16 protein-coding genes, 2 tRNA genes and 2 pseudogenes are annotated in these 19,613 nt (G+C 71.0%); 12 read left to right on the forward strand and 8 right to left on the reverse strand.

Annotated features, from left to right (window positions below; translation table 11 throughout):
• The first annotated feature begins 193 nt into the window (after positions 1–193).
• Positions 194–682 carry a ribose-5-phosphate isomerase gene (locus tag AC3EUJ_RS21795; RefSeq protein ID WP_431963840.1) on the forward strand — a complete coding sequence of 163 codons (489 nt, stop codon included), beginning with the start codon at positions 194–196 and terminating at the stop codon, positions 680–682.
• A gap of 7 nt (positions 683–689) precedes the next feature.
• Positions 690–1,505 carry an Fpg/Nei family DNA glycosylase gene (locus tag AC3EUJ_RS21800; RefSeq protein ID WP_431963842.1) on the forward strand — a complete coding sequence of 272 codons (816 nt, stop codon included), beginning with the start codon at positions 690–692 and terminating at the stop codon, positions 1,503–1,505.
• Between the two features lie 46 nt (positions 1,506–1,551).
• Here AC3EUJ_RS21800 and AC3EUJ_RS21805 read toward each other — a convergent pair whose 3' ends face one another.
• Both AC3EUJ_RS21805 and AC3EUJ_RS21810 read right to left on the reverse strand, forming a co-directional pair.
• Positions 1,552–1,980, reverse strand: a complete 429-nt coding sequence (locus AC3EUJ_RS21805) for an MscL family protein (protein ID WP_431963844.1) — start codon at positions 1,978–1,980, stop codon at positions 1,552–1,554.
• Positions 1,981–2,219: 239 nt separating this feature from the next.
• Positions 2,220–3,449 (reverse strand): GNAT family N-acetyltransferase, encoded by a 1,230-nt coding sequence (locus tag AC3EUJ_RS21810; protein WP_431963846.1) that lies wholly within the window; start codon positions 3,447–3,449, stop codon positions 2,220–2,222.
• Positions 3,450–3,577: 128 nt separating this feature from the next.
• On the opposite strand from AC3EUJ_RS21810, the gene AC3EUJ_RS21815 reads away from it, so the two are divergent.
• The gene (locus AC3EUJ_RS21815) at positions 3,578–4,720 is read left to right on the forward strand and encodes a SpoIIE family protein phosphatase (protein WP_431963848.1); all 1,143 of its coding nucleotides are present in this window, start codon (positions 3,578–3,580) and stop codon (positions 4,718–4,720) included.
• 90 nt (positions 4,721–4,810) lie between these two features.
• Here the strand turns inward: AC3EUJ_RS21815 and AC3EUJ_RS21820 are convergent, their stop codons facing one another.
• Positions 4,811–6,061 carry an acyltransferase family protein gene (locus AC3EUJ_RS21820; RefSeq protein ID WP_431963850.1) on the reverse strand — a complete coding sequence of 417 codons (1,251 nt, stop codon included), beginning with the start codon at positions 6,059–6,061 and terminating at the stop codon, positions 4,811–4,813.
• Positions 6,062–6,514: 453 nt separating this feature from the next.
• On the opposite strand from AC3EUJ_RS21820, the gene AC3EUJ_RS21825 reads away from it, so the two are divergent.
• Complete coding sequence (locus tag AC3EUJ_RS21825) at positions 6,515–6,709, forward strand: hypothetical protein (RefSeq protein ID WP_431963852.1); 195 nt, start codon at positions 6,515–6,517, stop codon at positions 6,707–6,709.
• Positions 6,710–6,776: 67 nt separating this feature from the next.
• Here the strand turns inward: AC3EUJ_RS21825 and AC3EUJ_RS21830 are convergent, their stop codons facing one another.
• Entirely contained in the window at positions 6,777–7,781 is a 1,005-nt protein-coding gene (locus AC3EUJ_RS21830) for an asparaginase (protein WP_431963854.1), read from the reverse strand.
• A 116-nt stretch (positions 7,782–7,897) separates the two neighbouring features.
• Here AC3EUJ_RS21830 and AC3EUJ_RS21835 point away from each other — a divergent pair, with 116 nt between their 5' ends.
• Together AC3EUJ_RS21835 and AC3EUJ_RS21840 are read left to right on the forward strand one after the other, a co-directional pair.
• Positions 7,898–8,350 (forward strand): Lrp/AsnC family transcriptional regulator, encoded by a 453-nt coding sequence (locus AC3EUJ_RS21835; RefSeq protein ID WP_431963856.1) that lies wholly within the window; start codon positions 7,898–7,900, stop codon positions 8,348–8,350.
• Between the two features lie 25 nt (positions 8,351–8,375).
• Positions 8,376–8,690: pseudogene (locus AC3EUJ_RS21840) on the forward strand (glutaminase); the annotation flags it as partial.
• 19 nt (positions 8,691–8,709) lie between these two features.
• Here the strand turns inward: AC3EUJ_RS21840 and AC3EUJ_RS21845 are convergent.
• From AC3EUJ_RS21845 to AC3EUJ_RS21855, 3 genes and pseudogenes are all read right to left on the reverse strand, one after another.
• Positions 8,710–9,084, reverse strand: coding sequence for an arsenate reductase family protein (locus tag AC3EUJ_RS21845; RefSeq protein WP_431963857.1), 375 nt, complete (start codon positions 9,082–9,084; stop codon positions 8,710–8,712).
• A gap of 134 nt (positions 9,085–9,218) precedes the next feature.
• Positions 9,219–10,070, reverse strand: a pseudogene (locus tag AC3EUJ_RS21850) (CorA family divalent cation transporter); the annotation flags it as partial.
• Positions 10,071–10,663: 593 nt separating this feature from the next.
• Positions 10,664–10,734: transfer RNA gene (locus AC3EUJ_RS21855), tRNA-Gly, on the reverse strand.
• A gap of 111 nt (positions 10,735–10,845) precedes the next feature.
• Here AC3EUJ_RS21855 and AC3EUJ_RS21860 point away from each other — a divergent pair.
• From AC3EUJ_RS21860 to clpX, 5 genes are all read left to right on the forward strand, one after another.
• A tRNA-Pro gene (locus AC3EUJ_RS21860) sits at positions 10,846–10,922 on the forward strand.
• Between the two features lie 164 nt (positions 10,923–11,086).
• On the forward strand, positions 11,087–12,481 hold the full coding sequence (gene tig / locus AC3EUJ_RS21865; protein ID WP_431963859.1) for a trigger factor: 1,395 nt from the start codon (positions 11,087–11,089) through the stop codon (positions 12,479–12,481).
• Between the two features lie 241 nt (positions 12,482–12,722).
• Positions 12,723–13,325, forward strand: coding sequence for an ATP-dependent Clp protease proteolytic subunit (locus AC3EUJ_RS21870; protein WP_319139309.1), 603 nt, complete (start codon positions 12,723–12,725; stop codon positions 13,323–13,325).
• Positions 13,326–13,394: 69 nt separating this feature from the next.
• Positions 13,395–14,060, forward strand: a complete 666-nt coding sequence (locus AC3EUJ_RS21875) for an ATP-dependent Clp protease proteolytic subunit (protein WP_431963861.1) — start codon at positions 13,395–13,397, stop codon at positions 14,058–14,060.
• A 174-nt stretch (positions 14,061–14,234) separates the two neighbouring features.
• Complete coding sequence (gene clpX / locus AC3EUJ_RS21880; RefSeq protein ID WP_431963863.1) at positions 14,235–15,521, forward strand: ATP-dependent Clp protease ATP-binding subunit ClpX; 1,287 nt, start codon at positions 14,235–14,237, stop codon at positions 15,519–15,521.
• A gap of 69 nt (positions 15,522–15,590) precedes the next feature.
• Here clpX and AC3EUJ_RS21885 read toward each other — a convergent pair whose 3' ends face one another.
• Entirely contained in the window at positions 15,591–16,472 is an 882-nt protein-coding gene (locus AC3EUJ_RS21885; protein ID WP_431963865.1) for a hypothetical protein, read from the reverse strand.
• Between the two features lie 444 nt (positions 16,473–16,916).
• On the opposite strand from AC3EUJ_RS21885, the gene AC3EUJ_RS21890 reads away from it, so the two are divergent.
• A complete protein-coding gene (locus AC3EUJ_RS21890; RefSeq protein ID WP_431963867.1) occupies positions 16,917–19,553 on the forward strand; it encodes a valine--tRNA ligase in 2,637 nt (878 codons plus the stop codon).
• The last annotated feature ends 60 nt before the right edge of the window (positions 19,554–19,613 follow it).

Genomic DNA, 19,613 nt, shown 5'->3' on the forward strand with positions numbered 1-19,613 from the left:
GACCCGGGGGGGGGGCGGGGAGAGTCCCCCCCCCCCACCCGTTCTCCGTGGGCCTCCCGGAGCAGCGGCGCGCCTTCAAGGCCGGTTCCCACGACGTGCCCGGCTACCGGAAGACCCGCCTGGAGCGGCTCGAATTCCCCTCACGGAACACCCACGGCATGTCGCCCGACGTGCCCGTGCGACACTCGTGCGCATGCGCGTGTACCTCGGTTCCGACCATGCCGGCTTTGAACTCAAGAACCACCTCGTGGAGTGGCTCAAGGCCAACGGGCACGAGCCCGTCGACTGCGGCCCCCACGTCTACGACGCCCAGGACGACTACCCGCCGTTCTGTCTGCGCGCCGCGGAGCGCACCGCCGCGGACCCCGGCTCCCTCGGCATCGTGATCGGCGGCTCGGGCAACGGTGAGGCCATCGCCGCCAACAAGGTCAAGGGCGTGCGGGCCGCGCTCGCGTGGAGCCGGGAGACCGCGACCCTCGGCCGCGAGCACAACAACGCCAACGTCATCAGCGTCGGCGCCCGCATGCACACCACGGACGAGGCCACCGGGTTCGTCGAGGTCTTCCTCGGCACGCCCTACTCGGGTGAGCCGCGCCACACCCACCGCATCGACATGCTCACCGCGTACGAGACCACCGGCGAGCTGCCCCCGATCCCCCCGCACCACCCGCAGGAGGGCTGATCCGGGCATGCCCGAGGGGCATACGATCCACCGCCTCGCCGCAGACCACGAGGAACGCTTCGCCGGCCACGTGGTGCGCGCGAGCAGTCCGCAGGGCAAGTTCTCCGACGGCGCCGCCCTCCTCGACGGCGCCGTGCTGGAGTCCGCGGAGGCCCACGGCAAGCACCTGTTCCTGGGGTTCGGCCCGGTCGGCTGGATCCATGTCCACCTCGGGCTGTACGGCAAGTTCGGCTTCGGTACCGGCCCGGGCCGGGCCCCCGTCGGCCAGGTCAGGCTGCGCCTGGCCACCGACGAGCACCATGCCGACCTGCGCGGGCCGACCGCCTGCGAGCTGATCACCGAGGCTGAGAAGCAGGCGATACACGAGCGGCTCGGCCCGGACCCGCTGCGGCCGGCCGACACCGGGGAGCGCGCCTGGATCCGCGTGGCCCGCAGCCGCACCAGCGTCGCCGCGCTGCTGATGGACCAGAAGGTCGTCGCGGGCGTCGGCAACGTCTACCGCGCCGAGGTCCTCTTCCGCCACGGCGTCGACCCGTACCTGGCGGGACGGGACCTGGACCGCGCCCGGTGGGAGGCGATCTGGGCCGATCTGGTGGCCCTGATGCGCGAGGGTGTGCGGAACAACCGCATCGACACCGTCCGCCCCGAGCACACGCCCGAGGCGATGGGTCGCCCGCCGCGCGTCGACGACCACGGCGGCGAGGTCTACGTCTACCGCCGCGCCGGGATGCCCTGTCACATATGCGGCACCGAGGTGCGCACCGCCTCCCTGGTGGCGCGCAACCTCTTCTGGTGCCCCGTCTGCCAGCCCGCCCGCGGCTGAGGCCCGATCCGCCGGGCCGTTCCGCCGTGCGGTGCGCCCTGCCCGGCTACGGGGCGACGGCCTGGCCGCTGCCGCAGTAGCGGCACTTGCGGGCCGCGGCGGGGATGTCCTCGGACAGGCACTCCGGGCAGGTCTTCACCGGGCCGGGATCGCCGAACACCGTGACGCCACGCCGTGCCTGGTAGGCCTTGTACGGGACGATGATCACGAAGTAGACGACCGCCATGAAGATCACGAAGTAGATCAGCGTGGAGATGAAGGATCCGAGATCCAGATAGGTCTTGCTGTTGCCCGGCCTGCCGAGCTGCCAGCCGAGGCCCGGTGACGCCCCGCCCTGGGCGCGGGCGATGATCGGGTTGATCACGTTGGCGGTGAACGACAGGATCAGCGTGCTGAACGCCAGGGCGACGATCAGGCCCACCGCCACGATGATGACGTCCCCGCGCAGCAGGAAGTTCTTGAAACCCTTGAGCATGACGATTCCTCCTCGCCGCTCGACCGGACACCTCCGCGGGGCCGGCGCACCGTCGTCCGCCCCGCCCCCAGACCAGTCGGCGGGGACGGGGCCCGCAAGCGGTGCGGGTCCGGGCGGGGGAGGGCCGTGCGGGGGAGGGCCGTGCGGCGGGAGAGGGCCTGCCGGCCGGACCGCGGAGCGCAGGGACCGGCTCGGCGCGGCCGACCGTGAGGCAGGCACCTGATCCGGTCCGGAAGGGCCTAGAAGCCGTGCGGCAGCCAGGGGGCGACCTCACTGCCGAAGGCCACCGTGGCCTCCCGCAGCGCGCCCTGTCGCAGCTCCCGCACGCGGCCGGCCCGTGACAGCGCGGTCAGCGAGACGTCGCCCAGGTAGGCCGCGCCCAGCTCGCGCACCGACAGCGCCAGGTCGGCGGCGTCCGTCGTCCGCTCGCAGGTCGCGCCCTTGGCGTCGCCGCCGAGCCGCCAGCGGCCCTCGTTCCAGGGGCAGAAGGGGTCCGAGACCTCCAGCACGACGTCCAGCGGGGCCACGTAGGTACGGGCCGACAGAGCCGCGCCCACCTCCACCGGGCGCAGCAGCAGGCCTTCCCTGACGCGTACGCCGCAGCGGCGGACGTCGTCGACCAGGTGCAGGACCGGGTCGTCGGCGGGACGGTTGCGGGAGGTGATGCGGCAGGTGAGGTCGATGCCGAACAGGTAGCGCCACAGCGCGGCACATGTGTCCGGATCCAGCGCCTCCAGGTCGCGCAGCACCACCGTTCCGTCGGGGCCGCCCGCGTTCCAGGCGGGCTTCACCGCGTACCGCGCGTAGCCGCGCACCTCGCCGTCCCGCTCGGCGACCACGCACAGCAGGTTCGACGCGCCGTCCCGGTACGCCTCCGGGTCGAGCACGCCCTTGCGCTCCCAGTTCGGCCGCCGCTCCAGCATGCCCGGCCGGGTGGGCACCAGCCGCGCGTAGACCTCCTCGCAGGCCGCCAGGGCCTCCTCCGGGTCGGCGAAGCGCAGCGTGACCTCATCGGCGCCCGCGGGCACGGTGAGGCCCGCCCGCTGGGTGTCGACCTCCAGGCTCATCTGGCGGGTGGCGACCTCGTAGCCGTACCGGCCGTATATCGCCGGCTCGGACGCCGTGAGCACCGCCAGCGGCTCGCCCAGTTCGCGCACCTCGTCCAGTTGCCGCCGCATCATCGAGCTCAGCAGCCCGCGGCGGCGGTGCGTCGAGGCGACGCTGACCATGGTGACGCCCGCCGCCGGGACCACGGCTCCGCCCGGCACCGCCATACGGAAGGAGAACGCCCCCGCGGTGCCGACGACCTCCGTGCCGTCCCAGGCCGCGATCGACCGGGAGAGCTCGGTCACCCCGCGGTCGAACTCCCGCTCCTCCGCGGGCTCGCGCGCACTGCCGAACGCGCGTTCCAGCTTGCTGAACCACTCGTCCCACTGTTCGGACTCGAGAACCCGCAACTCCACCGTCATGTCCCCTGCCTACCAGCAGTCCCAACGGCGGGCGAACGGTTTTCGCCGGTCACCGCGGCGAATCGGCGCACCACGAGGGGCACCTCCCATGCGGAGGACGGGTGAGGGTGGATAGGGTCGCCGGGAAGATGGCACGAAGCCCGGTAGGAGACGGATTCAGGGCCCGGTGGCGCAGGACGGTCCACCGGGCCCGGGTCGGCCTGCGCAAATCCGCCGTGGACTACTTCCGCGGCGACGCGGCCGACTGGCTCGCCCTGACCGCCCTGACCATCAGCGTCCCGCTGATCGCCTGGGGCACGATGCTGGCGCCGCAATGGTGCCCGCCCACCACCTTGGTGCTGCCCGTCGTCGTCGGCGGCCTGCTGCTGCGCCCCTCCAGCCTGCTGTTGCTGTACGGGGCCAGCGCCGCCGCGTTGGTCGTCGAGTCCGCCGTCCTCGGCCCGTACCGCGAGGGCGTGGCCCGCGTGACCCCGGGCACCGTGCTCGTGGTGGCGGCGGTGGCGCTGGCCGGGCTGATCGTCGCGCAGTTCCGCGCCCGGGTCGGTGTGCCCTGGATGCGCGGCGGCACCATGCTCTTCGACCTGCGCGAGCGCATCCGGGTGCAGAGCAGGCTGCCGCGGCTGCCCGAGGGCTGGCACGCCGAGATGGCGCTGCGGCCGGCCGGCGGCCAGTCCTTCTCCGGCGACTTCGTGGTGGCCACCCGCACCTCGGGCGGGCGCGTCCTGGAGGCCGTGCTCACCGACGTGTCGGGCAAGGGCATGGACGCCGGCTCGCGCGCGCTGCTGCTGTCCGGCGCCTTCGGCGGCCTGCTCGGCTCGCTGCCGCCGCCCGCCTTCCTCACCGCCGCCAACGGCTACCTGCTCCGCCAGAACTGGGAGGAGGGCTTCGCCACCTCCGTCCACCTGGTGCTGGACCTGGAGTCCGGCGACTACGAGCTGCTCTCCGCGGGCCACCTGCCGGGCATGCAGCTCAGCGCGGGCACCGGCCGCTGGGAGGAGAAAGCGGCCGAGGGTCCGCTGCTGGGGGTGTACGACGGCGCCGAGTTCCACAGCGTGAAGGGCACCCTGCGCTCCGGCGACGTCCTGCTGCTCTTCACCGACGGCCTGGTCGAGGCCGCCGGCCGCGACCTCACCGAGGGCATCGACCGGCTCATCGGCGAGGCCGACCGCTACGTCGCGCACGGCTTCCGCGGCGCGGCCTGGCAGCTGATCGAGGCGGTGGCCAAGGACGTCAACGACGACCGCGCCCTGCTCATCGTGTGCCGGGACTAGAGCGCGTCGTCGAATTGGCTCCCCCAGCTCCGCTGGGAGGTGCCCCCAGGCGCGGTGCATCGCAAGGCGGAAAGTCGTCCTCGTAGTGGGCTACTCGGACGATTCCACAACGCAGCGAGGTGCCGTGCCAGGCGTCGCGGGGTGGGGGCACCCCCGGCCGAAGGTCGCGGGAGGGACTTTGCCGACAGCTCCAGGCGCCGGCCGGAACGCCCAGGACATCTTCGGCTCCATCGCGAAACGGAACAGCCGCTGCACGGGCGGGGTGCACAACGCGGTGACCACCGCGACGGCGATCGCGGTGATCGCGACCTGGCCCAGCGGTGTGTGGATCCAGTCGTGGTCGTACCAGCTGCCGAAGCGCGAGCCCTTGGCGATGAAGCCGTGCAGCAGGTAGCCGTAGAGCGTGCCGGCGCCGAGGGCGGTGAACCACATGCGGCGGCGCGGCACCCAGGCGAAGAAGCACACCGTCAGCGCCAGGGAGCAGCAGAACAGCACCGGCGTGACGACCGGCCCGGTCCACCAGGGCGCGCCCAGCTCCTGGGCGCTCGTGCGGTGGTAGAGCCAGGCCCTGTCCATGCGGGGCACCAGCCAGTAGGAGACGACCAGTGCGGCGAGCCCCACCGGAACGGACAGCACGCGCACGGCCCGGCGCCGCGCGAGGTGGAAGTGCTCGGCCTTCAGGCACATGCCGAGCACGAAGAAGGGCAGGAACTGCAGGACGCGCTGGAGTTCCAGGTCGTCGCCGATGGCCGGGGAGAGGGACGCGAGGGCCGCGATCACGAGGGCGATCACGACCGGGTGCCGCACGATCCGCCAGACGGGTGCGGTGAGGCGCCAGATGAAGAGGGCGGCGAGGAACCACGTGAGGTACCAGGGGTCCAGCAGGCTCAGCGGCTGCGGCGCGGCGTCGTCTGCCCAGTTCCTGAAGAGCGAGTAGGCGGCCTCGAAGAGCAGGTACGGGACGGCGACGCCGGTGATCAGTCTCCTGACGCGGTCCGGACGGGCGTCGAAACTCTTCGAGAAGTAGCCGGAGATGACGATGAAGGCCGGCATGTGGAACGCGTACACGAGGTTGTAGAGCGCTCCGGCGGCCCTGCTGTGCCCGGTGAGCGGTTCCCAGGCGTGGCCCATCGCGACCAGGACGATGGCGAGGTACTTGGCGTTGTCGAAGAACGGGTCGCGTCCCGCGGAGGGCGCGCAGGACGTGGCGGGGGCGGAGGACCCCGCGGGGGCGGCCGTCCCGGGGCCGAAGAAGGCCTTCTTGCGCGGGGCGGGGAGAACGGAATTCCCGGTCTGGGTCCTGCCGGGGGACAGGGTGTTCGTGCGGAGGGGCTGGAACATTCGATGCACCATAGCGGGCGCCCTCTGCCCGGGTAAATTTCCGGTCGGAATGGCGGGCGCGGCGCCGCCGGCCGGTAATGCTTACGTCGCGCCACTGTCCGTTCTATGACGCTTTGGGCAGTCATATAAGGGTTGAACGGGACATGTCGACAGGCGGGTTGGCGGTTGTGCAGGTTTTTTGTTGATCCTTTGTGTGGCAAGTCGGTGTGCGGGGAAATAGTTTGAGGGAAATTCACTCGAACGTGCCGTGCAATTGCGAGATTCGCCTCGTCCGAAGCGACCGGAACCGGTCGCGACGTCCTGCGTCACAGGTGTGCGACCCCGGCGCGCGGGGAAGGGGTCTCACGCGGGGTCACGGTGTCGGTGGCAGGTGGCACGATGGACGTCGCGGGGGTGCGGCTGCGGTGGCTCCCCCCGGAACGGTGAGGCGTCAGACCGAGGATGTGATCCCCAGTGGCCATCTCCCTGTCCGTGGTGCTGTTGTTGGCGATCATCATGATCGTCCTGATAAGGGGCAAGTCGCTCAAGGTCGGCCCGGCCATCGTCGCCGCGCTCTTCGGCTTCTTCCTTGCCTCCACGGGCATGGCCCCGTCGATCAGCAAGTTCCTGGACTCGTTGGCCGACACCATCAACCAGATAAACCTCTGACCGTCACAGGTCATCCGTCACAGGTCACCCGTCACCCGGCGCGATGACCGCGCCGGGTGACGGGGAGTCAGGCGACAGCCGGCGTGCGGTCCTCGGCCGTTGCGATGATGCGCCGCAGTGCGGCGGCCCGCTCCTCGGGGCCCTCGGCGGACAGCAGCGCCGCCAGCACGGCGATGCGGGCCTGTCCCGCGCGCAGCGTCCCGGTCAGCACACCGCCGGCCGCGGCGAGGTCCACCGCCCCGCCCCCGGTGTACAGCGGTGCCACCGGCCCCGCCGCCACCCGGGTGCTCACGGCGACCAGCACGCCGGCGTCCACCGCGCGGCGCACCGCCGCCACGAAGTCGGGCGTCGCGTTGCCCGCGCCGGTGCCGACCAGCACGATCCCCTGCGCCCCCGCGCCCAGCGCGGCCTCGAACAGCAGGGGGTCGGCGTCCACGTGGTGCATCACGACGTCGACGCGCGGCGCCCCGGCGCCGGCGTCCGGCAGCGGCAGCGCGGCGGCGCGCGGCCGCGGAGCGCCCCAGGCGATCTCGCCGAACTTCACCCGTCCCAGCGGCCGCCCCGAGGGGTCGGCGAAGGCCTGGACGTCCAGGGTGTGCGCCTTGACCGTGCCCCGGGCGGCGTGCACGAAGCCGCCGAAGGCGATGACCACGCCGATGCCCTCGCCGGTCGCGGCGGTCAGCAGCGCGTCGTAGAGGTTGCCCGCCGCGTCCCCGTCGACGGCGTCAAGCGGGAGCTGGGCGCCGGTGAGGACCACCGGGCGCCGGTCGTCGTGGTGGAGGTCGAGGAGGAAGGCGGACTCCTCCATGGTGTCCGTCCCGTGCGTCACCACGACGCCGTCCACGGCCGGATCCGCCAGCACCTCGTGGACCGTCCGCAGCAGCTCCAGCTGGTGGGCGGAGGTCAGCCGCGAGCTGTTCACCGTGAACAGGTCGCGGACGTTCACCTCGACGCCCTCGGGGACCGCACCCGCGGCCAGCACCTCGTGGCCGGCGGCCTCGGCCGCGTAACCGGCCCCCTGCCACCGGCTGGCGATCGTGCCGCCGGTGCCGATCACGACGACGTGCTTCACATTTCCCTCGCTCGCGTGTTCGCCCAACCCTCCGCCGCAAGGATATGCGCTGACCTCTGGCATTGGATTGCTGATCAGCCCGCGTAGACCGGGCATCCGTGGTATCCATCACCGTCATGGACGCCATTGACAGAAGTATCTTGCGTGAGCTCCAGGCCGACGGCCGGCTCACCAACCAGGAGCTGGCCGCCCGGGTCGGCCTCACCCCCTCCCCGTGCCTGCGCCGGGTGCGCCAGCTGGAGGAGGACGGGGTGATCCAGAGCTACCGGGCCGTCGTCGATCCCGCCGCCGTCGGCCGGGGCTTCGAGGTCTTCGCCTCCGTCGAGGTGCGGCGGGACCGCGAGACCGTCGCCGACTTCGAGGAGCAGGTGCAGGCCATCCCCGACATCGTGGAGGCCTACCGGCTCTACGGCGCGCCCGGCTGCCTGCTGCGGATCGCGGTGGCCGACAGCGACGCCTACGAGCGCTTCTGGACCGAGAAGCTGATCGCCCTGCCGGGCGTGAGCGAGGTGAACTCGCAGATGATCATGAAGCGGATCAAGGGCCCCAAAGGAGTGCCGGTCGGCTAGGGCCCGGGTCCGATGGCCCGGTGGGGAGGCCTCCTGCCGCGACCTCGCCCTGCCGGGCGGCTTCCTCGCCCGGCACGGTCCGCGCGCCGACGGCAGCCGCCTGCGTCCCGCGCCGACGCCCAACGCCTCAGCGTCGTGCTGCTCACCGGCGGCACCTACGACGCCGCGGGGGAGTTCGCCCACCGCGTGGTCCCGCCCGGCAAGAGCGGCGTCGGCGGGGCCGTCCTCGCCGTCCTCCCCGGCCGGGGCGCCCTGTGCGCCTGGAGCCCCGGCCGGCGACTCTGTCGGTGCCAGGGCGGCCCTCGACGCGTTCACCTCGGCCACCGGGCTGTCGGTGTTCTGGACGGTTCCAGGCGGTTCTAGACAGTGTCCTGGACGCGTCCGAGCGCGTCGCGCACCGCCTCCTCGGAGCGGGCGACCACCGCCGTGCCGTCCTCGGCGGTGATGATCGGCCGCTGGATCAGCCGGGGGTGCGCCGCCAGCGCCCCGATCCAGCGCTCCCGCTCAGCCGGCTCGCGCGGCCACTCCTTCAGGCCCAGTTCCTTCGCCTCGGCCTCCTGGGTCCGCACGATGTCCCAGGGCTCCAGCCCGAGCCGCTCCAGCACCGCCCGGATCTCGCCGGCGTCCGGCGGGTCCTCCAGATAGCGGCGCACGGTGTACTGCGCGCCCTCCTCGTCCAGCAGATGCAGCGCGGAGCGGCACTTCGAGCACGCGGGGTTGATCCAGATCTCCATGCCGTCAATGTAGTGAGGCGTTCAGCCCTCGTCGCGCCCGTCGTCGCGCAGCTTGTGCCGGATGCGGGTGCGTGCAGCACGTAGACGGCGACGAGCATGACGGCCGCCTGCAGTCCCACGGCGAGCAGCCAGAAGACGATCCTGCTCTCCAACTCGTCCGTCATGTAGGTGAAGTTCATGCCGAAGAAGCCGGTCAGGAAGGTCGGCGGAAGGAAGATCGTCGACACGATGGCCAGCCGGTTGATCACGCCGTTCTGCTCGCCGGACACGAGGGAGGAGTAGCTGGCGAAGGCCCGCCGCGCCGCGTCCTGGAGCGACTCGATGCTGCTGAGCACCATCCGCGCGGCCCGCTGGTAGGAGGCGGCGAGGCGCTGCCGCTCCTCGGGGAAGCTGCCGCTCATCATCCGCCGGGTGATGGTCTCGTCGGTCGCCTGCAGGAACGGCAGCAGGGCGTGGTGCAGCAGGGCCGCCCGCCGCCGCAGCCGGGCCAGCCGGTACACCTGCTGCGGGTGCCGGCTCTCGAACATCTCGTCCTCGAGGTCCTCCACCTGCAGCAGCGCCTCCACGGCGGACTTGCGGAAGGTCTCCAGGGCGTCCTCCAGCAGCAGGAACAGCGCGCCGGTGGAGTCCGGGGGACGTTCGTGCGGCAGCCGGGCGATGAACCGCCCGACGAGCGTGTTCGGCCCCCGGTGGACGGTGACCAGGTACCGCTCGGTCACGAAGGCGTGGACGTGGACGACCTCGCCGTCGTCGATGACGGGAACGACGAGCCGGGCGTTGTCCCCGTGGAACTCCGCCCGTGCCGCCTCGCCCTCCCGGCCCAGCCATGCCAGGTCCTCGGCGTCCAGGCCGAGTTCGGGGGCGATCGGCGGCTCGTCGGGCGGCCCTTCCCCGGACACCTCGATGTCCACGAGCAGGAACCGGCACGCCGCCAGACGCTCACGCGCCTCCAACACGGCGGCGCGGGCGGCGGTGCCCTCGGGCATCGACACCACCGTAACGATCACCGATCCTCACCGTGGATCAATGGCACACCTCCCAGCCTGCGCAGACTCCGGCGCCCCCCGCATGCGGAGACGCCCGGTCCGGGGATCCGCGGTCCCGGGGCGGTGCGGTGCCGCGATGAGGAAGGGCGGCCTGCTGCCGACCGGTCCCGGCCCCCGCGGCACCCTGACGTTCGCCGACTGGCTCGAGGAGCAGAGCCCGGCGAAGCCCTCGTGACGACGTTCCGGACCTCTCCGGAGCGGGCCCCGTGTTCCCCAACTCGACGGCGGCGCCGACCGGGTCGACCACTGCGGGCGTCCGCCCGGGCGGCATGTGCCGTCGCCTCGGGCACCCCCGATGGGGTGAGTCGACCGGTCCCGCCGGCAAGTACACGGGCGTACCCGCAGGACGGCCGCGGTTACCGGCACCGCCGGGCGTGTCGTCGCGGCCGGGCGAAGGAGGGGCATCCCGCGCCGGAATCGCGCTGGAACCCCGCCGGAACCGCGCGCGGACGGCCGGGGCGACCGGTGCGGCCGGGGAACACAAAGGCCCAGGTCCGGGGAGATACTGCCCTGACCTGGGCCTTTGTCTGCAGAGCGGGCGACGGGAATCGAACCCGCGTAGCCAGTTTGGAAGACTGGGGCTCTACCATTGAGCTACGCCCGCAACGACCGGTCATTCTGGCACATCAGATCGTAGCCGATCGACCCGGCTCCCACGCACGTCATATTTGTCCGTCGGGGTGTGCGGAGGCATGTACTCTACGTGTCGCACCGACGGGGTGTGGCGCAGCTTGGTAGCGCGTCCGCTTTGGGAGCGGAAGGTCGTCGGTTCGAATCCGGCCACCCCGACCAGTGCTCGGCCGCCTGTGCCGAGCAGGCCCGGCCGCAGGATTGTGGTACCGGTAGGATGGGTCGTCGGCCACCTGAAACGCGGAAAAGCCAGGTCGAACACCAGCCGCCCCGCATGAACGCCGAGCGGCCGCCCATCAACGTAAAGCCCCCAAGGAGACCCAACCGTGAAGAGCGCCGTCGAGACTCTGAACCCGACCCGGGTTCGACTCACTGTCGAGGTGCCCTTCGAGGAGCTCAAGCCCAGCCTCGACGCGGCGTACAAGAAGATCAACCAGCAGGTCACGGTGCCGGGCTTCCGTAAGGGCAAGATCCCCGCGCGCGTCATCGACCAGCGGTTCGGCCGTGGCGCGGTCCTCGAAGAGGCCATCAACGACGCACTGCCGAAGTTCTACACCGAGGCGGTCAACGAGGGCGAGCTCAACGTCCTCGGCCAGCCCGAGGTGGACATCACCGAATTCAACGACGGCCAGGAGCTGAAGTTCACCGCCGAGGTGGACGTCCGCCCGGTCATCGAGATCCCGGACTACTCCGGCATCGAGGTCACCGTGGACGCCATCGAGGTGTCCGACGAGGACGTCGACAAGGCCCTGGAGCAGCTGCGCGAGCGCTTCGCCTCCACCACCGTCGTGGAGCGCGCCGCCGCCGACGGCGACGTCGTCGTCGTCGACCTGGAGGCCTCGGTCGACGGCGAGGTGCTGGAGGACGGCGTCGCCAGCGGCGTCACCTACACCATCGGCTCGGGCCAGCTGCTCGACGGCATCGACGAGGCCGTCATCGGCCTGGAGGCCGGCGGTTCGGCCACCTTCACCTCCGAGCTCAAGGGTGGCTCCGCCGCCGGCAAGCAGGCCCAGGTCAAGGTGGACGTCACCACCGTCCAGGCCCGTGAGCTGCCCGAGCTGGACGACGACTTCGCCCAGCTGGCGAGCGAGTTCGACACCCTCGAGGAGCTCCGCGCCGACGCCGTGAAGCGCCAGGAGCGCATCAAGCAGTACGACCAGGCCACCCAGGCCCAGGAGAAGGTGCTGGACGCCCTCCTGGAGCTGGTCGACATCCCGTTGCCGGAGAAGCTGCTCAAGGACGAGATCGAGACCCGCGTCCACAACCTGGAGCACCACCAGTTCCCGGCCATGGGCCTGACCTGGGAGTCGTTCCTCGAGAACGAGGGCAAGACCCGCGAGGAGTACGACCAGGAGATCGAGGGGCAGGCGAAGAAGGGCATCAAGACCCAGTTCGTCCTGGACGAGCTCGTCTCCACCGAGAAGCTCTCGGTCAACCAGGAGGAGCTCACCGAGCACCTCATGCGCCGCGCCGCCTCCTCCGGCATGAGCCCCGACCAGTTCGCCCAGGCGGTCGTCGAGGGCGGCCAGGTGCCCCTGCTGGTCGGCGAGGTCGCCCGCGGCAAGGCGCTGGCCCTGGTCGTCGAGGCCGCCACGGTCAAGGACACCAACGGCGAGGTCGTCGACCTGGAGGACGAGGAGGACGAGGCCGGCGAGACGGTCGAGGCCACCTCGCAGGACGCGGACGCCGAGACCCCCAAGGGTGAGGGCTCCGAGGCCTGAGCCTCGCCCCGCAGCACCATCCGACGGGCCCGGACGACAGTTGCGTCCGGGCCCGTTCTGCTCCGTTTCGCTCTCCGCTTACCCCCTCCCTGCGCTCACAGCGAACAGTTCCGCGTGGGGGATTGCCGGGCCCCACCTGCGCGTTAGGGTCCGTAGGTACGAGGGCCCGTGCCCTACGAGAAGACCCTGTGACGGCGTCCGCGCCGTCCGACAACGAGCAGGTGGATACGTGACGACTCCGATGCCTTCCGCCGCCGGCGAGCCGACCATCGGTGGCCTCGGCGACCAGGTCTACAACCGGCTGCTCGGCGAGCGGATCATCTTCCTCGGCCAGCCGGTGGACGACGACATCGCCAACAAGATCACCGCGCAGCTGCTCCTCCTTGCCGCCGAGCCGGACAAGGACATCTACCTCTACATCAACAGCCCCGGCGGCTCCGTGACGGCCGGCATGGCGATCTACGACACCATGCAGTTCATCAAGAACGACGTCGTCACCATCGCCATGGGCCTGGCGGCCTCCATGGGGCAGTTCCTGCTGACCGCCGGTACCCCCGGCAAGCGCTTCGCGCTGCCGAACACCGACATCCTGATGCACCAGCCGTCCGCCGGCCTGGCCGGCTCGGCCTCGGACATCAAGATCCACGCCGAGCAGCTCCTCCGCACGAAGAAGCGGATGGCCGAGCTCATCGCAGAGCACTCCGGCCAGAGCGTCGAGGCGATCACCCGTGACTCCGACCGCGACCGCTGGTTCTCCGCCGAGGCGGCCAAGGAGTACGGCCTGATCGACGACGTCATCACGCATGCCGTGAACGTCCCGGGCGGCGGCGGCACCGGGGCCTGACCGGGCCGTGAGCCCGTACAGCCCCGCAGGACCGACCCCAGCCCACTGCTCATCTCCAGGACGGTGAACGTGACCACCCAGAACTTCCCCGGCAGCGGCCTGTACGACCGCGTGAACGCCGCCGAGGCCCGCTACGTCGTCCCGCGCTTCGTGGAGCGCACCTCCCAGGGCGTCCGCGAGTACGACCCGTACGCGAAGCTCTTCGAGGAGCGCGTGATCTTCCTCGGGGTGCAGATCGACGACGCCTCCGCCAACGACGTCATGGCACAGTTGTTGTGCCTGGAGTCGATGGACCCGGACCGCGACATCTCGGTGTACATCAACAGCCCCGGCGGCTCCTTCACGGCGCTGACGGCGATCTACGACACGATGCAGTTCGTGAAGCCCGACATCCAGACGGTCTGCATGGGTCAGGCGGCGTCCGCCGCGGCCGTGCTGCTCGCCGCCGGCACCGCCGGCAAGCGGATGGCGCTGCCCAACGCCCGCATCCTGATCCACCAGCCGTACAGCGAGACCGGCCGCGGCCAGGTCTCGGACCTGGAGATCGCCGCCAACGAGATCCTGCGGATGCGGGCCCAGCTGGAGGAGATGCTGGCCAAGCACTCCAGCACCCCCATCGAGAAGATCCGCGACGACATCGAGCGCGACAAGATCCTCACGGCCGAGGAGGCCCTCTCCTACGGTCTGGTCGACCAGATCGTCTCGACCCGCAAGGGATCGTCGGTCGCGGTCTGACGCCCGGCAGGGCATTCTGCGACAAGAAGTCCCCTCTTGGAGTCACTGGGTTGTGCAGGTCACGGCCCAGTAGCTCCAAGGGGGGCCCGCACTGGGGCCGCGGCAAGGTACCGTCGATAGGCAAGCACCAGGACTCGTCGAACTGACGGGACCCAGGCGAAGGGGAAGCACCTCGTGGCACGCATCGGTGACGGCGGCGATCTGCTCAAGTGCTCGTTCTGCGGAAAGAGCCAGAAGCAGGTGAAGAAGCTCATCGCAGGACCCGGTGTGTACATCTGCGACGAGTGCATCGACCTCTGCAACGAGATCATCGAGGAGGAGCTCGCCGAGTCCTCCGAGGTGCGGTGGGAGGACCTGCCGAAGCCGCGCGAGATCTATGAGTTCCTCGAGAGCTACGTCGTCGGCCAGGAGCCGGCGAAGAAGGCGCTCTCCGTGGCGGTCTACAACCACTACAAGCGGGTGCAGGCCGGTGAGAACGGCGGCGGCCGCGGCCACGACGACGGCATCGAGCTCGCCAAGTCCAACATCCTGCTGCTCGGCCCCACGGGCTCGGGCAAGACCCTGCTCGCCCAGACCCTGGCCCGGATGCTGAACGTGCCGTTCGCCATCGCGGACGCCACGGCGCTGACCGAGGCGGGGTACGTCGGCGAGGACGTCGAGAACATCCTGCTCAAGCTGATCCAGGCGGCCGACTACGACGTCAAGAAGGCCGAGACGGGGATCATCTACATCGACGAGATCGACAAGGTGGCCCGCAAGAGCGAGAACCCGTCGATCACCCGCGACGTCTCCGGCGAGGGCGTGCAGCAGGCGCTGCTGAAGATCCTGGAGGGCACCACGGCCTCGGTGCCGCCGCAGGGCGGGCGCAAGCACCCGCACCAGGAGTTCATCCAGATCGACACCACCAACGTTCTGTTCATCGTGGGCGGTGCCTTCGCCGGTCTGGAGAAGATCATCGAGGCCCGGGCCGGCGCCAAGGGCATCGGTTTCGGCGCGACCATCCGCTCCAAGCGCGAGATGGACTCCGCCGACCAGTTCTCCGAGGTCATGCCGGAGGACCTGGTGAAGTTCGGCATGATCCCCGAGTTCATCGGGCGTCTGCCGGTCATCACCAGCGTGCACAACCTCGACCGCGAGGCGCTGCTGCAGATCCTGGTCGAGCCGCGCAACGCCCTGGTCAAGCAGTACCAGCGGCTCTTCGAGCTCGACGGCGTCGAGCTGGAGTTCGAGCGCGGCGCCCTGGAGGCCATCGCCGACCAGGCCATCCTTCGCCAGACCGGCGCCCGTGGCCTGCGCGCCATCATGGAGGAGGTGCTGATGTCGGTGATGTACGAGGTGCCCTCGCGCAAGGACGTCGCCCGCGTCGTCATCACCGAGGACGTCGTCCACTCCAACGTGAACCCGACCCTGGTCCCGCGCGAGCCCCGCATCATCGGCAAGGGCGAGCAGAAGAGCGCGTGACGCGCCCCGGCAGACGAAGAAGGGGGCGCCCGGCGGATGCCGGGCGCCCCCTTCGCCGTACGGCGTGGGTCACTTCTTGACGCGGACCTCGTCGCGGATCTTCACGGTGCTGTCCGCCCACTCCGTGGCGGAGGGCGCCTCGACGTCACCGGTGATGTCGACGTTCATGTTCATGGCCAGGGCGACCGTGCTGTCGTCGGCCCAGGCGCAGTACGGGAAGCTGACGCCGGCCGAGCCGATCGTGCCGCACTTCATGACGTCGCCGTCGAAGCCCGGGGGGTGGACCTCCTTCGGGGCCTCGCCGCCGGAGCCGCCGGCCTTGGAGGTGAAGGCGGCGAGCATCTTGTCGAGCACGTCGCCCGGGTCGCTGACGTCGCCGTAGGCGCCGGTGACGATCAGCTGCTCGGTGGTGCCCTTCTTGTAGCTGCCGGAGACCGTGGTGGCGTTGTCGATGCCCGTGTCGTCCCCGGTCTCACCGTCGCTGAGGGCGGGGTCGTTGCCGGACTTGGCGTACTGACCGTTCAGCAGCGTGGCCGGCATGGAGAGCTTGTAGTCACCGCCGCCGCCGACGCCGCCGCTGCTCGTGAGGGCGAGGACGCCGCCGCCTATCACCGCTACGGCGACCACGACGCCGACCACGATGCCGATGATCTTGCCCTTGCCGCCGGAGGACGGCGGCGGCGGGGCACCCCAGGCGCCGGGCTGCTGGCCGTACGGGCCCGGCTGCTGGCCGTACGGGCCGGGCTGCTGGCCGTACGGGCCGGGCTGCTGTGGGTGGCCGTATCCGGGGGCCGGCTGCGGGGCCGTGGGCTGCTGCGGGTAGCCGTAGCCCGGTGCGGGCTGCTGGGGCGGGCCGGGCGGCGCCGGTGGCTGCTGGGGGTGTCCGGGCTGGCCCCCGTGGCCAGGCTGGCCGCCGTAACCCGGCTGCGGCGGCGGCTGGTTGAAGCTCATCGGTGAGTCCCCTCGTTGAACTGCTGTCTCCTCGCACTCATCCTTGCGGATTGTTTAGGCCGTCTTTACATCGGGGTCGTCAGGACTTGGTAACAAGACGATGCAGATGCCCGGTTGGTCACCCTGACGGCCGGTGCGGCCGGGTACCGCCCACCCGCGCGATCCGCCGCGTCACCGTCAGGGCCGCCGCGTCCACCGGCCGTTGGGGCGCGGCGGCCGTGCTCCTGGGTCCGGTGATGCCATCCGCCGCCCCGGCCCCCGCCGTGGCCTCGGCCCGAGGGGCGGCAGCACGGGCCACCCGGATCGGACGGCGGGCAGGCCCCCCGGCAGGCCCCCCGGCGGGGCCCGCGGCGGGCGCGCGTCCTGCGGGCCCGGTCCCCTCCCCTCGCGCCCGGGTACCGGTGGATTCGTAACGGGGCCCGCCCCGCCCGTAAACTGAGCGCCGTGACCGACAACACTCAGCAGGCCGCCGCGAGCGGGCCGAACAGCGCGACCCCCGAACTGCCGACCCAGTACGCGCCGGCCGAGGTAGAGGGGCCCCTGTACGAGCGCTGGGTAGAGCGCGGTTACTTCGAGGCCGACGCCAAGAGCGACAAGAAGCCGTACACCATCGTCATCCCGCCGCCGAACGTCACCGGCAGCCTCCACCTGGGCCACGCCTTCGAGCACACGCTGATCGACGCCCTCACCCGCCGTAAGCGGATGCAGGGGTACGAGACGCTGTGGCAGCCCGGCATGGACCACGCCGGCATCGCCACGCAGAACGTCGTCGAGCGTGAGCTCGCCAAGGAGGGCAAGTCCCGCCACGACCTCGGCCGCGAGGCGTTCATCGAGCGCGTCTGGCAGTGGAAGGCGGAGTCCGGTGGGCAGATCTCCGGGCAGATGAGGCGCCTCGGTGACGGCGTCGCCTGGTCGCGTGAGCGCTTCACCATGGACGAGGGCCTGTCCGAGGCCGTCCAGACCATCTTCAAGAAGCTCTACGACGACGAGCTCATCTACCGCGCCGAGCGCATCATCAACTGGTGCCCGCGCTGTCTGACGGCCATCTCGGACATCGAGGTCGAGTACCAGGACGACGACGGCGAGCTGGTCTCGATCCGGTACGGCGAGGGCGAGGACTCCATCGTCGTCGCGACGACCCGCGCCGAGACGATGCTCGGCGACACCGCCGTCGCCGTTCACCCGGAGGACGAGCGCTACCGGCACCTCGTCGGCCGCGAGATCGAGCTGCCGCTCACCGGCCGCCGTATCCCGGTCGTCGCCGACACGCACGTCGACCCGCAGTTCGGCACGGGCGCCGTCAAGGTCACGCCCGCGCACGACCCGAACGACTTCGAGATCGGCCAGCGCCACGGTCTGCCGAACCTCGCCGTCATGGACGAGCGCGCCGTCATCACCGCGCACGGTCCCTTCCAGGGGCTGGACCGCCTGGAGGCCCGCTCCGCCATCGTCGCCGCGCTGCGCGCCGAGGGCCGGATCGTCGCCGAGAAGCGCCCGTACGTCCACTCGGTGGGCCACTGCTCGCGCTGCAAGACCACCATCGAGCCGCGGCTTTCCATGCAGTGGTGGGTCAAGGTCGGCCCGCTGGCGAAGGCCGCCGGTGACGCCGTCCGCGACGGCAAGGTCAAGATCCACCCCCAGGAGATGGAGAAGCGCTACTTCGACTGGGTCGACAACCTCCACGACTGGTGCATCTCGCGCCAGCTGTGGTGGGGTCACCGCATCCCGGTCTGGTACGGACCGGACGGCCAGACCGTCTGCGTCGGCCCCGACGAGGAGCCCCCGAGCGGCGAGGGCTGGACCCAGGAGACCGATGTCCTCGACACCTGGTTCTCCTCCGGTCTGTGGCCGTTCTCCACGCTCGGCTGGCCCGGGCAGACCGAGAGCCTCGCGAAGTTCTACCCGAACTCCGTCCTGGTCACCGGGTACGACATCCTCTTCTTCTGGGTCGCCCGGATGATGATGTTCGGTCTCTACGCGATGGACGGCACCCCGCCGTTCCACACCATCGCCCTGCACGGCATGGTCCGCGACCAGTTCGGCAAGAAGATGTCGAAGTCCTTCGGCAACGCGGTCAACCCGCTGGACTGGATGGACACCTACGGCTCCGACGCGCTGCGCTTCACGCTCGCACGCGGCGCCAACCCCGGCACCGACGTGCCGATCGGCGAGGACTGGGTCCAGGGCTCCCGGAACTTCACCAACAAGATCTGGAACGCCACGCGCTTCGCGCTGATGAACGGCGCCACGGTCGAGGGCGACCTGCCCGCGCCCGAGGAGCTGTCGGCGATCGACCGGTGGATCCTGTCCCGGCTGGACGCCACGGTCGCCGAGGCGGACGCGCTCTACGACGACTACCAGTTCGCCAAGCTCAGCGACGCCCTCTTCCACTTCGCGTGGGACGAGGTCTTCGACTGGTACGTCGAGCTCTCCAAGACCACCTTCATGGCGGGCGGCCGTCCGGCCGAGGTCTCGCGTCGTGTGCTGGGCGAGGTGCTGGACAAGCTGCTGCGACTGCTCCACCCGGTGGTCCCCTTCGTCACCGAGACGCTGTGGACCACGCTCACCGGACGCGAGTCGATCGTGATCGCCGACTGGCCGGCCGACTCCGGCTTCCGTGACGCGGCCGCCGAGAAGGAGATCGCGGCGGTCCAGTCGCTGGTCACCGAGGTCCGGCGGTTCCGCGCCGACCAGGGCCTGCAGCCGGGCCAGAAGGTCCCGGCCCGGCTCGACCTCGGCTCCACCGGACTGGAGGCCCATGAGGCGGCGGTCCGCCAGCTGCTGCGCCTGCAGCCGGAGGGCGAGGGCTTCACCGCGACGGCGACCCTCCCGGTCGCGGGCGCGAAGGTCGCGCTCGACCTGTCCGGGGCGATCGACGTGGAGGCCGAGCGCAAGCGGCTCGCCAAGGACCTGGCCGCGGCCGAGAAGGAGAAGGCGCAGGCCACGGCGAAGCTGGGCAACGAGGCCTTCCTCGCGAAGGCGCCGGAGCCCGTCGTCGCCAAGATCCGCACCCGCCTGGAGGCGGCCGAGGCGGACATCGCCCGCATCACCGCGCAGCTGTCCTCGCTGCCGCGGGACTGACGCACCCGGGGTGGGTGGGCAGGCGGAAACGCCCGCCCACAACCCGGATCTACCTGGCCG

This window comes from Actinacidiphila sp. bgisy160 (assembly GCF_057707815.1).

What these genes read in the sequence shown, in the direction of transcription:
- AC3EUJ_RS21795 (WP_431963840.1), top strand. Translation starts at nt 194, where the DNA reads ATGCGCGTGTACCTCGGTTCCGACCATGCCGGCTTTGAACTCAAGAAC.
- AC3EUJ_RS21810 (WP_431963846.1), bottom strand. Translation starts at nt 3,449, where the DNA reads ATGACGGTGGAGTTGCGGGTTCTCGAGTCCGAACAGTGGGACGAGTGG.
- AC3EUJ_RS21885 (WP_431963865.1), bottom strand. Translation starts at nt 16,472, where the DNA reads ATGAGCTTCAACCAGCCGCCGCCGCAGCCGGGTTACGGCGGCCAGCCT.
- AC3EUJ_RS21870 (WP_319139309.1), top strand. Translation starts at nt 12,723, where the DNA reads ATGCCTTCCGCCGCCGGCGAGCCGACCATCGGTGGCCTCGGCGACCAG.
- AC3EUJ_RS21815 (WP_431963848.1), top strand. Translation starts at nt 3,578, where the DNA reads ATGGCACGAAGCCCGGTAGGAGACGGATTCAGGGCCCGGTGGCGCAGG.
- AC3EUJ_RS21820 (WP_431963850.1), bottom strand. Translation starts at nt 6,061, where the DNA reads ATGTTCCAGCCCCTCCGCACGAACACCCTGTCCCCCGGCAGGACCCAG.
- AC3EUJ_RS21805 (WP_431963844.1), bottom strand. Translation starts at nt 1,980, where the DNA reads ATGCTCAAGGGTTTCAAGAACTTCCTGCTGCGCGGGGACGTCATCATC.
- AC3EUJ_RS21800 (WP_431963842.1), top strand. Translation starts at nt 690, where the DNA reads ATGCCCGAGGGGCATACGATCCACCGCCTCGCCGCAGACCACGAGGAA.
- AC3EUJ_RS21845 (WP_431963857.1), bottom strand. Translation starts at nt 9,084, where the DNA reads ATGGAGATCTGGATCAACCCCGCGTGCTCGAAGTGCCGCTCCGCGCTG.
- AC3EUJ_RS21835 (WP_431963856.1), top strand. Translation starts at nt 7,898, where the DNA reads ATGGACGCCATTGACAGAAGTATCTTGCGTGAGCTCCAGGCCGACGGC.